Genomic DNA, 13,925 nt, shown 5'->3' with positions numbered 1-13,925 from the left:
TCGTGGCGCCCATTTCGCGCGTTCCACCCCTCTGTATCCAGGAAGAAGCAGCCACCGTGTCTGACCCGAACCTGAACGATGCCGTTGAGCCTCGCGGAGAGAACGCGGAGTCCGTGGAGGACCAGCTCGACATCGTCGAGGCGGCGGACGCCGAGGACCCGGACCAGGCCGACGCTGCCGACGCCGTAGCGGGCGAGCCCGCCGAAGAGGCCGCCGTCCACCTCGAGGATGACGCCGAGGCTGTCGCCGAGTCCGACGAGGACGAAGCCGCCGACGCCGAGGTCGCCGAGGACGAGGCGCCCGAGGAGGAGGCTTCCGAGGAGGAGGCCGAGCCGGTCGACCCGATCGTCGCCCTCCGCGAGGAGCTCCGCACCCTCCCCGGCGAGTGGTACGTCATCCACACGTACGCCGGTTACGAGAACCGCGTGAAGACCAACCTCGAGCAGCGCGCCGTCTCGCTCAACGTCGAGGACTTCATCTTCCAGGCCGAGGTGCCGCAGGAAGAGGTCGCCCAGATCAAGAACGGCGAGCGCAAGACCATCCGTCAGAACAAGCTCCCCGGCTACGTGCTGGTGCGCATGGACCTGACGAACGAGTCCTGGGGCGTCGTCCGCAACACCCCCGGTGTCACCGGCTTCGTGGGCAACGCCTACGACCCGTACCCGCTGACCCTGGACGAGATCGTCAAGATGCTCGCCCCGGAGGCCGAGGAGAAGGCCGCCCGCGAGGCCGCCGAGGCCGAGGGTAAGCCGGCTCCGGCCCGCAAGGTCGAGGTCCAGGTCCTGGACTTCGAGGTGGGCGACTCGGTCACCGTCACCGACGGCCCGTTCGCGACGCTGCAGGCGACGATCAACGAGATCAACGCCGACTCGAAGAAGGTCAAGGGCCTCGTCGAGATCTTCGGCCGCGAGACCCCGGTCGAGCTCAGCTTCGACCAGATCCAGAAGAACTAGCCAGGACCAGCCTTCGCGGCTTCCTGAGCTTCCTCTGGAACACACGCCTCCGACCAGGTCAGACGGGCTGCCAAAGCCGGTCTGACCTGCTCGGTTTTTAGCCGCGCGACTATACCCGTTATCGTTGTGCGGTATGCCTCCATCCGGATGACCGGATGGCCGGCTGAAAACTCTCACTAGGACCCGGAGAGAGCTATGCCTCCCAAGAAGAAGAAGGTCACGGGGCTTATCAAGCTCCAGATCCAGGCTGGTGCCGCCAACCCGGCCCCGCCGGTCGGCCCCGCGCTGGGCCAGCACGGCGTCAACATCATGGAGTTCTGCAAGGCCTACAACGCCGCGACCGAGTCGCAGCGTGGCTGGGTGATCCCGGTGGAGATCACGGTCTACGAAGACCGCTCCTTCACCTTCATCACCAAGACGCCGCCGGCCGCCAAGATGATCCTCAAGGCCGCTGGTGTCGAGAAGGGCTCCGGCGAGCCCCACAAGACCAAGGTCGCCAAGGTCACCGAGGCGCAGATCCGTGAGATCGCGCAGACCAAGATGGAAGACCTCAACGCCAACGACCTGGACGCCGCGTCGAAGATCATCGCCGGCACCGCCCGTTCCATGGGCATCACGGTCGAGGGCTGAGACTCCTCCCCCGTCTGACCTTTCTCCAGTGGCAGGGCCAAGCGCTGGCCCGCACCACGACTCCATACCTGAACACACCAGGAGCAGAAGTGAAGCGCAGCAAGACTCTCCGCGCTGCGGACGCCAAGATCGACCGGGAGAAGCTGTACGCCCCGCTCGAGGCCGTCCGTCTCGCCAAGGAGACCTCCGCGACCAAGTTCGACGGCACCGTCGAGGTCGCCATGCGTCTGGGCGTCGACCCGCGCAAGGCCGACCAGATGGTCCGTGGCACCGTGAACCTCCCGCACGGCACCGGCAAGACCGCCCGGGTCCTGGTCTTCGCGACCGGTGACCGTGCTGCGGCCGCGGAAGCCGCTGGCGCCGACATCGTCGGCTCCGACGAGCTCATCGACGAGGTCGCGAAGGGCCGCCTGGACTTCGACGCCGTCGTCGCCACCCCGGACCTCATGGGCAAGGTCGGCCGCCTCGGCCGCGTGCTCGGTCCGCGTGGTCTGATGCCGAACCCGAAGACCGGCACCGTCACCCCCGACGTCGTGAAGGCTGTCAACGACATCAAGGGCGGCAAGATCGAGTTCCGCGTCGACAAGCACTCGAACCTGCACTTCATCATCGGCAAGGTCTCCTTCGACGAGACCAAGCTGGTGGAGAACTACGCCGCGGCCCTGGAGGAGATCCTCCGTCTGAAGCCGTCGGCCGCCAAGGGTCGCTACATCAAGAAGGCCGCCATCGCCACCACGATGGGCCCCGGCATTCCGCTCGACTCGAACCGCACCCGCAACCTCCTCGTCGAGGAGGACCCGGCCGCCGTCTGAAACTGACGGCAGCCGCGTCGCGTACGCGTTCTGTGGACGGGCCCCGCAACCTTTCGAGGTGCGGGGCCCGTCCTGTTTGTGTACGGGCCTTTCGGATACGTCTGTCAGAGGCCTGCGTTAGCGTGCACACCATGAACGCCAAGGGGTGGGACAACATGAACAGCACGATCATGCGCCGGACCGGTCTCTCGATCGCGGTGGTCGCCGCGCTGACGGGCCTCTCGGCCTGCGGCTCCGGGGACTCCTCGGACAAGGCCGACGGCGGCGACAAGGGCGGCATCAACCTCAGCCCGATAGCCGCCCTGCGCACGGTCGAGAAGTCGACCGACAAGGCGGACACCGCCCGGATCGACGGCTCGACCACCATGGGCACGCTCACGTCCATGGACATGAAGGGCGTCATGGGCTGGTCCGACGGGATCACGGGCAATGTGACGGTCACCTTCACGGGCGGCTCGCAGGCCCAGCAGATGCGGCAGCTGGGCCAGACGCAGCTCGACTACCGCTATCTGAAGAACGGCTTCTACGCGAACATGGGCGACAAGTTCGCGGCCCAGGCGGGCGGCGGCAAGCACTGGCTGGAGTACGACTACGACACGCTCGCCGAGATGAGCGGCGCCGCCGGCCAGGCCTTCCAGGACCAGATGCAGAACAGCACGCCGAACCAGTCGGTGAAGATGCTGCTGGCCTCCGGTGACGTGAAGCGCGTCGGCGAGGAGAAGGTCCGCGGGACGCAGACGACCCACTACTCCGGCAAGGTCGACATGGCGGACTTCACCGCCAGGAGCGCGGACCTGGACAAGGACCAGCTGTCCGAGCTGGAGAAGCAGTTCGAGCAGGCCGGCATCAGCACCGAGACCATCGACATCTGGGTCAACGAGGACGATCTGCTGGTCAAGAAGATCGAAAAGGCCGACACGAAGAACGGCCCCTTCGAGCAGACGGCCTACTACAGCGACTACGGCACCCCGCTCTCCGTCGAGAAGCCCCCCGCCTCGGACACCATGAGCTTCAAGGACCTGCTGAACAAGCAGCCCGCGGCATAACCCGTGAGCTCCGGCCCCGCCCCTCGGGTACTCTCTGCAATCAGAAAATGAGTCGATCATGTGTTCCTAGGGGTGGGGTCATGAGTATTTCCGTACGTATGGGTCGCAAGAGAACCGCGGGGGCCGCGCTGGCGGCCGTGCTGCTCGCCGGCGGCGCGGTCAGCTGTGGGTCGGAGAAGGCCGACAAGGCGGCGGGTGAGGACATGGCGCCCGCGGCGGCCGTGAAGAAGGCCGCGGACAAGACCGAGGACCTCACCTCGTTCACGTTCCGGATGAAGGGCACCGTCCCGGGGGACGGACGGGTCCAGGCCGACGCGGCGATGAGCACCAAGCCGCTCGCCATGAGCATGAAGATGTCCGCGCCCGACCAGGGCCCGGAGAAGATGGAACTGCGGTACGTCGACGGCGCGGTCTACCTCGGCGGTGGCAAGGACGCCGCGAAGGAGCTCGACGGCAAGAGCTGGATCAAGTTCGACGCCAAGACCCTGGGCAAGGGCGGCCAGTCCGCCCCCACCTCGGTCTCGTCGCAGGCGGACAACAACCCGGCCGACCAGTCCACGCTCCTGACCGGCTCCAAGGACCTGAAGAAGGTCGGCAGCGAGACCGTCGGCGGCGTCGAGACCACCCACTACACGGGCACGGTCACGATGGACCAGATGCGCAAGCTGGCCGACGAAGGGGACGCGGCCACCAAGAAGCGCCACAAGAAGAGCATCAAGCAGTACGAGGACATGGGCGTCGACAAGCTCACGATGGACATGTGGGTCGACGGCGAGGACCACACCAAGCAGTTCCGGGCCCGCGGCAAGGGCGACAAGGGACGGCTCGACATGACCATCACGTTCCTCGACTACAACAAGCCCGTGAAGGTCGATGCCCCGCCGAAGGCGCAGGTCATGGACCTCGCCAAGGAGATGAAGGACATGCAGGGCTGACGCTTGGCGTCGGATTTGCCTGACGCGGACCCGTTCGCGTACTCTTCCACAGAAGCCAAAGACCGCTGGTCGTTGCCGTGTTCTCGCAAGAGGGTGCGGCGGCCGAAGGATCCGCTGAAACGGCGGACGACCCGCGCAGGTGACTGTGGATGTGCTCCTGGATCGTATGTGATCCGGTCGAGCTCACGCCCCGTGCGCCTGCGCCGGGGCGTTTCGTTTTGTCGGCCCCTTCTGAGCGGTCCTCATCACCCGGAAGGAGGCCGACGCTCTATGCCGACGCCCGACAAGGCTGCCGCGGTAGCCGAGCTCACGGACAAGTTCCGCAGCTCGAACGCCGCCGTGCTGACCGAGTACCGGGGTCTCACCGTGGCCCAGCTCAAGCAGCTGCGCCGTTCCCTCGGTGAAAACTCCGAGTACGCCGTGGTGAAGAACACGCTGACCAAGATCGCGGCCAACGAGGCCGGGATCAACACGCTCGACGACCTGTTCACGGGTCCGACGGCGGTTGCCTTCGTCACCGGTGACCCGGTGGAGTCGGCGAAGGGTCTTCGTGACTTCGCCAAGGACAACCCGAACCTCGTCATCAAGGGCGGTGTCCTTGATGGCAAGGCGCTGTCCGCCGACGAGTTCAAGAAGCTCGCGGACCTCGAGTCCCGCGAGGTTCTGCTCGCCAAGCTGGCGGGCGCCATGAAGGGCAAGCAGTCGCAGGCTGCCGCGCTCTTCCAGGCGCTTCCCTCGAAGTTCGTCCGCACCGCGGAAGCTCTTCGTGCCAAGAAGGCCGAGCAGGGCGGTGCCGAGTAATTCGGCTCGCACACTGACCGCCGCCTGAGGCGACGGTCACAGCGGGCCCAACGTACGCCCGCCTCCATGTACACACGGCACCAGCCGAATTAGTGGAAGGACGCCACCATGGCGAAGCTGTCCCAGGACGACCTGCTCGAGCAGTTCGAGGGCATGACCCTCATCGAGCTCTCCGAGTTCGTGAAGGCCTTCGAGGAGAAGTTCGACGTCACCGCCGCCGCTCCGGCCGCCGTTGCCGTCCAGGGCGGCGCTGCCGCTCCGGCCGAGGCCGAGGCCGAGCAGGACGAGTTCGACGTCATCCTCACCGGCGCCGGCGAGAAGAAGATCCAGGTCATCAAGGTCGTGCGTGAGCTGACCTCGCTGGGTCTCAAGGAGGCCAAGGACCTCGTCGACGGCACCCCGAAGCCGGTCCTCGAGAAGGTCGCCAAGGACGCCGCTGAGAAGGCCGCCGAGGCCCTCAAGGGCGCCGGCGCCTCCGTCGAGGTCAAGTGACCTCACGAGTCGTCTGACTCTCTTCACCGCACGTACGGCACAAACGCTGTAACGCGCGGGACGCCTAAGGCGATCACCCATGTGGGTGGTCGCCTTTCGGCGTTCCCGGGCACGCGCGTGAGGGCGCCTTGCGATGTCGGTCCCGGCGAGTATGGTGATCTTCGTTGTGCCTCGGGACAGCCCGTGACGGTGAGTGTCCCAGGGCGACGTCTGGGCAGGGGGGCCTTGACGAACCGCACGCAGCGCGCAATTCTCAGGACGCGTCGTCACAACGATCCGGATCCGAGGCATGGATCGGCGGCAAAGAGGGCAGTATCGATGTGCATCGAGGGCGTGGCTTGCAGCAGGGGTTGAGAACAACGAGAGTCTCCCAGAACCCGCACTGGACATCAGTGGGCCAACTGGCTACACTGACCCTTTGCGCTGCCTGTTAGCTGCCTCCTGCCCGTCACCAGGGGCATGCCCATGCTTGAGCACCGTGGACTGAATCTTCCCTGACCTGGCCAAACAGCCGGATCAGGAGGGTCTGTCTCTGTGTCCAGCCTGGGACCGGTACGCGCGTAGTGAGTCCGAGCCCTCGGAAGGACCCCCTCTTGGCCGCCTCGCGCACTGCCTCGACCGCGAATACGAACAACGGCGCCAGCACCGCCCCGCTGCGCATCTCCTTTGCAAAGATCAAGGAGCCCCTCGAGGTTCCGAACCTTCTTGCGCTGCAGACCGAGAGCTTTGACTGGCTGCTCGGCAATGACGCGTGGAAGGCTCGTGTCGAGGCGGCTCTGGAAAGCGGACAGGACGTCCCCACCAAGTCCGGTCTGGAGGAGATCTTCGAGGAGATCTCCCCGATCGAGGACTTCTCCGGGTCGATGTCCCTGACGTTCCGCGACCACCGTTTCGAGCCCCCGAAGAACTCGATCGACGAGTGCAAGGAGCGCGACTTCACGTTCGCCGCCCCGCTCTTCGTCACCGCCGAGTTCACCAACAACGAGACCGGCGAGATCAAGTCCCAGACGGTCTTCATGGGCGATTTCCCGCTCATGACCAACAAGGGCACCTTCGTCATCAACGGCACCGAGCGTGTCGTCGTGTCGCAGCTGGTCCGTTCGCCGGGCGTCTACTTCGATTCCTCGATCGACAAGACGTCCGACAAGGACATCTTCTCCGCCAAGATCATCCCATCCCGGGGTGCCTGGCTGGAGATGGAGATCGACAAGCGCGACATGGTCGGTGTCCGCATCGACCGCAAGCGCAAGCAGTCGGTCACCGTTCTGCTCAAGGCTCTCGGTTGGACGACCGAGCAGATCCTCGAGGAGTTCGGCGAGTACGAGTCCATGCGCGCCACCCTGGAGAAGGACCACACCCAGGGCCAGGACGACGCGCTGCTCGACATCTACCGCAAGCTCCGTCCGGGCGAGCCGCCGACCCGTGAGGCCGCTCAGACCCTGCTCGAGAACCTCTACTTCAACCCCAAGCGCTACGACCTCGCGAAGGTTGGCCGCTACAAGGTCAACAAGAAGCTGGGTGCGGACGCTCCGCTCGACGCGGGCATCCTCACGGTCGAGGACATCATCGCCTCGATCAAGTACCTGGTGAAGCTGCACGCCGGTGAGACCGAGACCGTTGGCGACAGCGGTACGTCGATCGTCGTCGAGACCGACGACATCGACCACTTCGGCAACCGTCGTCTGCGCAACGTCGGCGAGCTCATCCAGAACCAGGTCCGCACGGGTCTGGCTCGTATGGAGCGCGTCGTCCGCGAGCGCATGACGACCCAGGACGTCGAGGCGATCACGCCGCAGACCCTGATCAACATCCGCCCGGTCGTGGCGTCGATCAAGGAATTCTTCGGCACCTCGCAGCTGTCGCAGTTCATGGACCAGAACAACCCGCTGTCGGGTCTCACCCACAAGCGCCGTCTCTCGGCGCTTGGCCCGGGTGGTCTCTCCCGTGAGCGGGCCGGCTTCGAGGTCCGTGACGTGCACCCGTCTCACTACGGCCGCATGTGCCCCATTGAGACGCCTGAGGGTCCCAACATTGGTCTGATCGGTTCGCTGGCCTCCTACGGCCGTGTGAACGCGTTCGGCTTCGTCGAGACGCCGTACCGCAAGGTCGTCGAGGGCCAGGTCACCGACGACGTCGACTACCTGACGGCCGACGAGGAGGACCGCTTCGTCATCGCGCAGGCCAACGCGCCGCTGACGGAGGACCTCCACTTCGCCGAGGCCCGCGTCCTGATCCGCCGCCGTGGCGGAGAGATCGACTACGTGCCCGGCACGGACGTCGACTACATGGACGTCTCGCCGCGCCAGATGGTGTCGGTCGCGACCGCCATGATCCCGTTCCTCGAGCACGACGACGCCAACCGTGCCCTCATGGGCGCGAACATGATGCGTCAGGCCGTGCCGCTGATCACCGCCGAGGCTCCCCTCGTCGGCACCGGCATGGAGTACCGCTGCGCGGTCGACGCCGGTGACGTGATCAAGGCCGAGAAGGCGGGTGTGGTCCAGGAGGTCTCCGCGGACTACGTCACCGTCACCAACGACGACGGCACGTACACCACGTACCGCATCGCCAAGTTCTCCCGGTCGAACCAGGGCACCTCCGTCAACCAGAAGGTTGTCGTCGACGAGGGCGCCCGCGTGATCGAGGGCCAGGTCCTGGCCGACGGTCCCGCGACCGAAGAGGGCGAGATGGCCCTCGGCAAGAACCTGCTCGTCGCGTTCATGCCCTGGGAAGGTCACAACTACGAGGACGCGATCATCCTGTCGCAGCGCCTCGTGCAGGACGACGTCCTCTCCTCGATCCACATCGAGGAGCACGAGGTCGACGCCCGTGACACCAAGCTCGGCCCGGAGGAGATCACCCGGGACATCCCGAACGTCTCCGAGGAGGTCCTCGCCGACCTCGACGAGCGCGGCATCATCCGTATCGGTGCCGAGGTCGTCGCCGGCGACATCCTCGTCGGCAAGGTCACGCCCAAGGGTGAGACCGAGCTGACGCCGGAGGAGCGCCTGCTCCGCGCGATCTTCGGTGAGAAGGCGCGCGAGGTCCGTGACACCTCCCTGAAGGTGCCGCACGGCGAGATCGGCAAGGTCATCGGCGTCCGCGTCTTCGACCGTGAAGAGGGCGACGAGCTGCCGCCGGGCGTGAACCAGCTGGTTCGTGTCTACGTGGCGCAGAAGCGCAAGATCACGGACGGTGACAAGCTCGCCGGCCGCCACGGCAACAAGGGTGTTATCTCGAAGATCCTTCCGATCGAGGACATGCCGTTCCTCGAGGACGGAACTCCGGTCGACATCATCCTGAACCCGCTGGGTGTGCCGTCCCGAATGAACCCGGGACAGGTCCTGGAGATCCACCTCGGCTGGCTCGCCAGCCGCGGCTGGGACGTCTCCGGTCTCGCGGACGAGTGGGCGCAGCGCCTCCAGGCCATCGGCGCCGACAAGGTCGAGCCCGGTACGAACGTCGCCACCCCCGTCTTCGACGGTGCGCGTGAGGACGAGCTCGCCGGCCTGCTGCAGCACACCATCCCGAACCGCGACGGCGAGCGCATGGTGCTTCCGTCCGGCAAGGCGCAGCTGTTCGACGGCCGCTCCGGTGAGCCGTTCCCGGACCCGATCTCGGTCGGGTACATGTACATCCTCAAGCTGCACCACCTGGTCGACGACAAGCTGCACGCGCGTTCGACCGGCCCGTACTCGATGATCACCCAGCAGCCGCTGGGTGGTAAGGCTCAGTTCGGTGGCCAGCGCTTCGGTGAGATGGAGGTGTGGGCGCTGGAGGCATACGGCGCCGCGTACGCCCTCCAGGAGCTGCTGACGATCAAGTCCGACGACGTGACCGGCCGCGTGAAGGTCTACGAGGCCATCGTCAAGGGCGAGAACATCCCCGAGCCCGGCATTCCCGAGTCCTTCAAGGTGCTCATCAAGGAAATGCAGTCGCTCTGCCTCAACGTGGAGGTGCTGTCCTCGGACGGCATGTCCATCGAGATGCGCGACACCGACGAGGACGTCTTCCGCGCGGCGGAGGAGCTCGGCATCGACCTGTCCCGGCGCGAGCCGAGCAGCGTCGAAGAGGTCTGACGGGTCTGGTCGGGGCCTCCTCGTGAGGCCCCGGCCCTGCCCCGGACCCGTACAGACCATGATTGAGACTCGACCCCGAAAGAGGGATTGACGACAAAGTGCTCGACGTCAACTTCTTCGACGAGCTGCGGATCGGCCTTGCCACCGCGGACGACATCCGACAGTGGTCCCACGGCGAGGTCAAGAAGCCGGAGACCATCAACTACCGCACCCTCAAGCCCGAGAAGGACGGACTCTTCTGCGAGAAGATCTTCGGTCCGACCCGGGACTGGGAGTGCTACTGCGGTAAGTACAAGCGTGTCCGCTTCAAGGGCATCATCTGTGAGCGCTGTGGCGTCGAGGTGACCCGCGCCAAGGTGCGCCGTGAGCGGATGGGCCACATTGAGCTGGCCGCGCCCGTCACGCACATCTGGTACTTCAAGGGCGTCCCGTCGCGCCTGGGTTACCTCCTCGACCTCGCCCCGAAGGACCTCGAGAAGGTCATCTACTTCGCGGCGTACATGATCACGTTCGTGGACGAGGAGCGCCGCACGCGCGACCTGCCGTCCCTGGAGGCGCACGTCTCCGTAGAGCGTCAGCAGATCGAGAACCGTCGCGACTCCGACCTGGAGGCCCGCGCCAAGAAGCTCGAGACCGACCTGGCCGAGCTCGAGGCCGAGGGTGCCAAGGCCGACGTGCGCCGCAAGGTGCGCGAGGGCGCCGAGCGTGAGATGAAGCAGCTGCGCGACCGTGCGCAGCGCGAGATCGACCGTCTCGACGAGGTGTGGAACCGCTTCAAGAACCTCAAGGTCCAGGACCTCGAGGGCGACGAGCTGCTCTACCGCGAGCTGCGTGACCGCTTCGGCACGTACTTCGACGGCTCCATGGGTGCCGCTGCCCTGCAGAAGCGCCTGGAGTCCTTCGACCTCGACGAGGAGGCCGAGCGCCTCCGCGAGATCATCCGCACCGGCAAGGGCCAGAAGAAGACCCGTGCGCTCAAGCGCCTCAAGGTCGTCTCCGCGTTCCTGCAGACCAGCAACAGCCCCAAGGGCATGGTGCTCGACTGCGTGCCGGTCATCCCGCCGGACCTGCGTCCGATGGTGCAGCTGGACGGTGGCCGCTTCGCGACCTCCGACCTGAACGACCTGTACCGCCGCGTGATCAACCGCAACAACCGCCTGAAGCGCCTTCTCGACCTCGGTGCGCCCGAGATCATCGTGAACAACGAGAAGCGCATGCTCCAGGAGGCGGTCGACGCCCTCTTCGACAACGGCCGTCGTGGTCGCCCGGTGACGGGCCCCGGCAACCGTCCGCTGAAGTCCCTCAGCGACATGCTGAAGGGCAAGCAGGGTCGATTCCGTCAGAACCTGCTCGGTAAGCGTGTGGACTACTCCGCGCGTTCCGTGATCGTCGTCGGTCCGCAGCTGAAGCTGCACCAGTGTGGTCTGCCCAAGGCCATGGCGCTGGAGCTCTTCAAGCCGTTCGTGATGAAGCGCCTGGTCGACCTGAACCACGCGCAGAACATCAAGAGCGCCAAGCGGATGGTCGAGCGCGGCCGCACGGTCGTGTACGACGTCCTCGAAGAGGTCATCGCCGAGCACCCGGTTCTGCTGAACCGTGCGCCCACGCTGCACCGCCTCGGCATCCAGGCCTTCGAGCCGCAGCTGGTCGAGGGCAAGGCCATCCAGATCCACCCGCTCGTCTGCACCGCGTTCAACGCGGACTTCGACGGTGACCAGATGGCCGTCCACCTGCCGCTCTCCGCGGAGGCGCAGGCCGAGGCCCGCATCCTGATGCTGTCCTCGAACAACATCCTGAAGCCGGCCGACGGTCGTCCGGTCACGATGCCGACCCAGGACATGGTCCTCGGTCTGTTCTTCCTGACCACCGACGGTGAGCTCCGTGACACCAAGGGCGAGGGCCGCGCGTTCGGCTCCACGGCCGAGGCGATCATGGCGTTCGACGCCGGTGAGCTCGCGCTGCAGTCGACCGTCGACATCCGCTTCCCGGTGGGCACCATCCCGCCGCGCGGCTGGACCCCGCCGGTCAGCGCCGAGGGCGAGGACTTCGAGGGCGAGCGTGCCTACCAGCAGGGCGACAGCTTCCGGCTGCGTACGTCCCTGGGCCGCGCGCTCTTCAACGAGCTGCTGCCCGAGGACTACCCCTTCGTCGACTACTCGGTCGGCAAGAAGCAGCTCTCCGAGATCGTCAACGACCTCGCCGAGCGCTACCCCAAGGTCATCGTGGCGGCGACGCTCGACAACCTGAAGGCAGCGGGCTTCTACTGGGCGACTCGTTCCGGCGTCACCGTGGCCATCTCCGACGTCGTGGTCCCCGCGGCCAAGAAGGAGATCGTCGCGGGCTACGAGGCGCAGGACGAGAAGGTCCAGAAGCAGTACGAGCGCGGTCTGATCACCAAGGACGAGCGCACGCAGGAGCTCATCGCGATCTGGACCAAGGCGACCAACGAGGTTGCCGAGGCGATGAACGCGAACTTCCCGAAGACGAACCCCATCTTCATGATGGTTGACTCGGGTGCCCGAGGAAACATGATGCAGATGCGTCAGATCGCCGGTATGCGTGGTCTGGTGTCGAACGCGAAGAACGAGACCATCCCGCGTCCGATCAAGGCCTCGTTCCGTGAGGGCCTGACCGTTCTCGAGTACTTCATCTCCACCCACGGTGCCCGTAAGGGTCTGGCGGACACGGCTCTCCGTACCGCCGACTCCGGTTACCTCACCCGTCGTCTGGTCGACGTCTCCCAGGACGTCATCATTCGCGAGGAGGACTGTGGCACCGAGCGCGGTCTGAAGCTGAAGATCGCGGTCAAGGGCGAGGACGGTGTCCTCCGCAAGACGGAGAACGTCGAGACCTCGGTGTACGCCCGCATGCTGGCCGAGGACGTCGTCATCGACGGCAAGGTCATCGCGCCGGCCAACGTCGACCTCGGTGACGTCCTCATCGACGCCCTGGTCGCCAACGGCGTCGAGGAGGTCAAGACCCGCTCGGTCCTGACCTGTGAGTCGGCGGTCGGCACTTGTGCCTTCTGCTACGGCCGTTCGCTCGCCACCGGCAAGCTGGTCGACATCGGTGAGGCGGTCGGCATCATCGCCGCCCAGTCCATCGGTGAGCCCGGCACGCAGCTGACGATGCGTACCTTCCACACCGGTGGTGTGGCCGGTGACGACATCACCCAGGGTCTGCCCCGTGTCGTCGAGCTCTTCGAGGCTCGTACGCCGAAGGGTGTCGCCCCGATCTCCGAGGCCGCGGGCCGCGTCCGCATCGAGGAGACCGAGAAGACCAAGAAGATCGTCGTCACCCCGGACGACGGCAGCGACGAGACGGCGTTCCCGATCTCGAAGCGTGCCAAGGTCCTGGTGCGCGAGGGCGACCACGTCGAGGTGGGCCAGAAGCTCACCTTCGGTGCGACGAACCCGCACGACGTGCTGCGGATCCTCGGTCAGCGCGCGGTCCAGGTCCACCTGGTCGGCGAAGTCCAGAAGGTCTACAACAGCCAGGGCGTGTCGATCCACGACAAGCACATCGAGATCATCATCCGGCAGATGCTGCGCCGCGTGACGATCATCGAGTCCGGCGACGCGGAGCTGCTGCCGGGCGAGCTCGTCGAGCGCTCGAAGTTCGAGACCGAGAACCGTCGTGTGGTGACCGAGGGCGGTCACCCCGCCTCCGGCCGTCCGCAGCTGATGGGTATCACCAAGGCCTCGCTGGCGACGGAATCCTGGCTGTCGGCCGCCTCCTTCCAGGAGACGACCCGAGTCCTGACGGACGCGGCGATCAACGCCAAGTCCGACAGCCTCATCGGCCTCAAGGAGAACGTCATCATCGGTAAGCTCATCCCGGCCGGTACGGGTCTTTCCCGCTACCGCAACATCCGGGTCGAGCCCACCGAAGAGGCCAAGGCCGCGATGTACTCGGCCGTCGGCTACGACGACATCGACTACTCGCCCTTCGGGACGGGTTCGGGTCAGGCCGTGCCGCTGGAGGACTACGACTACGGGCCGTACAACCAGTAAGGCTTGAGTCTGTTGAAGGGCGCTCATCCCGTACGCGGGGTGGGCGCCCTTCGGCGTTGTGTCGGCCGTGAGCCGGGACGGCCCGGCTCACGGCCGTCTACGGGGCGTACGCGGCCGTCCCGTGCCGGCGTGAGGGCAAGCCCTGGTTCGCGCTCTGCGCGGCG

General features: G+C 66.0%; 9 protein-coding genes. All 9 read left to right on the top strand.

Annotation, left to right across the window (positions count from 1 at the left end):
• Positions 1-56 precede the first annotated feature (56 nt).
• The gene (gene nusG, locus ACI2L3_RS16985) at positions 57-953 is read left to right on the top strand and encodes a transcription termination/antitermination protein NusG (protein WP_404753127.1); all 897 of its coding nucleotides are present in this window, start codon (positions 57-59) and stop codon (positions 951-953) included.
• A 195-nt stretch (positions 954-1,148) separates the two neighbouring features.
• Positions 1,149-1,583: a 50S ribosomal protein L11 gene (rplK, locus tag ACI2L3_RS16980; RefSeq protein WP_030782612.1), complete on the top strand. Its 435-nt coding sequence runs from the start codon at positions 1,149-1,151 to the stop codon at positions 1,581-1,583.
• Positions 1,584-1,672: 89 nt separating this feature from the next.
• Complete coding sequence (gene rplA, locus ACI2L3_RS16975) at positions 1,673-2,395, top strand: 50S ribosomal protein L1 (protein ID WP_404753126.1); 723 nt, start codon at positions 1,673-1,675, stop codon at positions 2,393-2,395.
• 131 nt (positions 2,396-2,526) lie between these two features.
• The gene (locus ACI2L3_RS16970; protein WP_404753125.1) at positions 2,527-3,441 is read left to right on the top strand and encodes a hypothetical protein; all 915 of its coding nucleotides are present in this window, start codon (positions 2,527-2,529) and stop codon (positions 3,439-3,441) included.
• 80 nt (positions 3,442-3,521) lie between these two features.
• A complete protein-coding gene (locus ACI2L3_RS16965; RefSeq protein ID WP_404753124.1) occupies positions 3,522-4,376 on the top strand; it encodes an LppX_LprAFG lipoprotein in 855 nt (284 codons plus the stop codon).
• A 270-nt stretch (positions 4,377-4,646) separates the two neighbouring features.
• On the top strand, positions 4,647-5,177 hold the full coding sequence (gene rplJ / locus ACI2L3_RS16960) for a 50S ribosomal protein L10 (protein WP_150216777.1): 531 nt from the start codon (positions 4,647-4,649) through the stop codon (positions 5,175-5,177).
• A 108-nt stretch (positions 5,178-5,285) separates the two neighbouring features.
• Positions 5,286-5,669, top strand: a complete 384-nt coding sequence (gene rplL / locus ACI2L3_RS16955) for a 50S ribosomal protein L7/L12 (protein ID WP_362994406.1) — start codon at positions 5,286-5,288, stop codon at positions 5,667-5,669.
• Between the two features lie 593 nt (positions 5,670-6,262).
• Complete coding sequence (gene rpoB, locus ACI2L3_RS16950; protein WP_404753123.1) at positions 6,263-9,748, top strand: DNA-directed RNA polymerase subunit beta; 3,486 nt, start codon at positions 6,263-6,265, stop codon at positions 9,746-9,748.
• 98 nt (positions 9,749-9,846) lie between these two features.
• The gene (locus ACI2L3_RS16945; RefSeq protein ID WP_362994410.1) at positions 9,847-13,761 is read left to right on the top strand and encodes a DNA-directed RNA polymerase subunit beta'; all 3,915 of its coding nucleotides are present in this window, start codon (positions 9,847-9,849) and stop codon (positions 13,759-13,761) included.
• Positions 13,762-13,925 lie beyond the last annotated feature (164 nt).

Origin of the sequence: Streptomyces sp. NPDC029674 (assembly GCF_044903205.1) — a bacterium.
In the GTDB taxonomy this organism is placed as follows: Bacteria; Actinomycetota; Actinomycetes; order Streptomycetales; family Streptomycetaceae; genus Streptomyces.
The sequence above is the reverse complement of the archived record's forward strand: the minus strand, read 5'-3'. Positions and strand labels throughout refer to the sequence as shown.

Coding starts and splice junctions, on each gene's coding strand:
- rplJ (WP_150216777.1), top strand. CDS start 4,647: ATGCCGACGCCCGACAAGGCTGCCGCGGTAGCCGAGCTCACGGACAAG.
- rplK (WP_030782612.1), top strand. CDS start 1,149: ATGCCTCCCAAGAAGAAGAAGGTCACGGGGCTTATCAAGCTCCAGATC.
- ACI2L3_RS16970 (WP_404753125.1), top strand. CDS start 2,527: ATGAACGCCAAGGGGTGGGACAACATGAACAGCACGATCATGCGCCGG.
- ACI2L3_RS16965 (WP_404753124.1), top strand. CDS start 3,522: ATGAGTATTTCCGTACGTATGGGTCGCAAGAGAACCGCGGGGGCCGCG.
- rplL (WP_362994406.1), top strand. CDS start 5,286: ATGGCGAAGCTGTCCCAGGACGACCTGCTCGAGCAGTTCGAGGGCATG.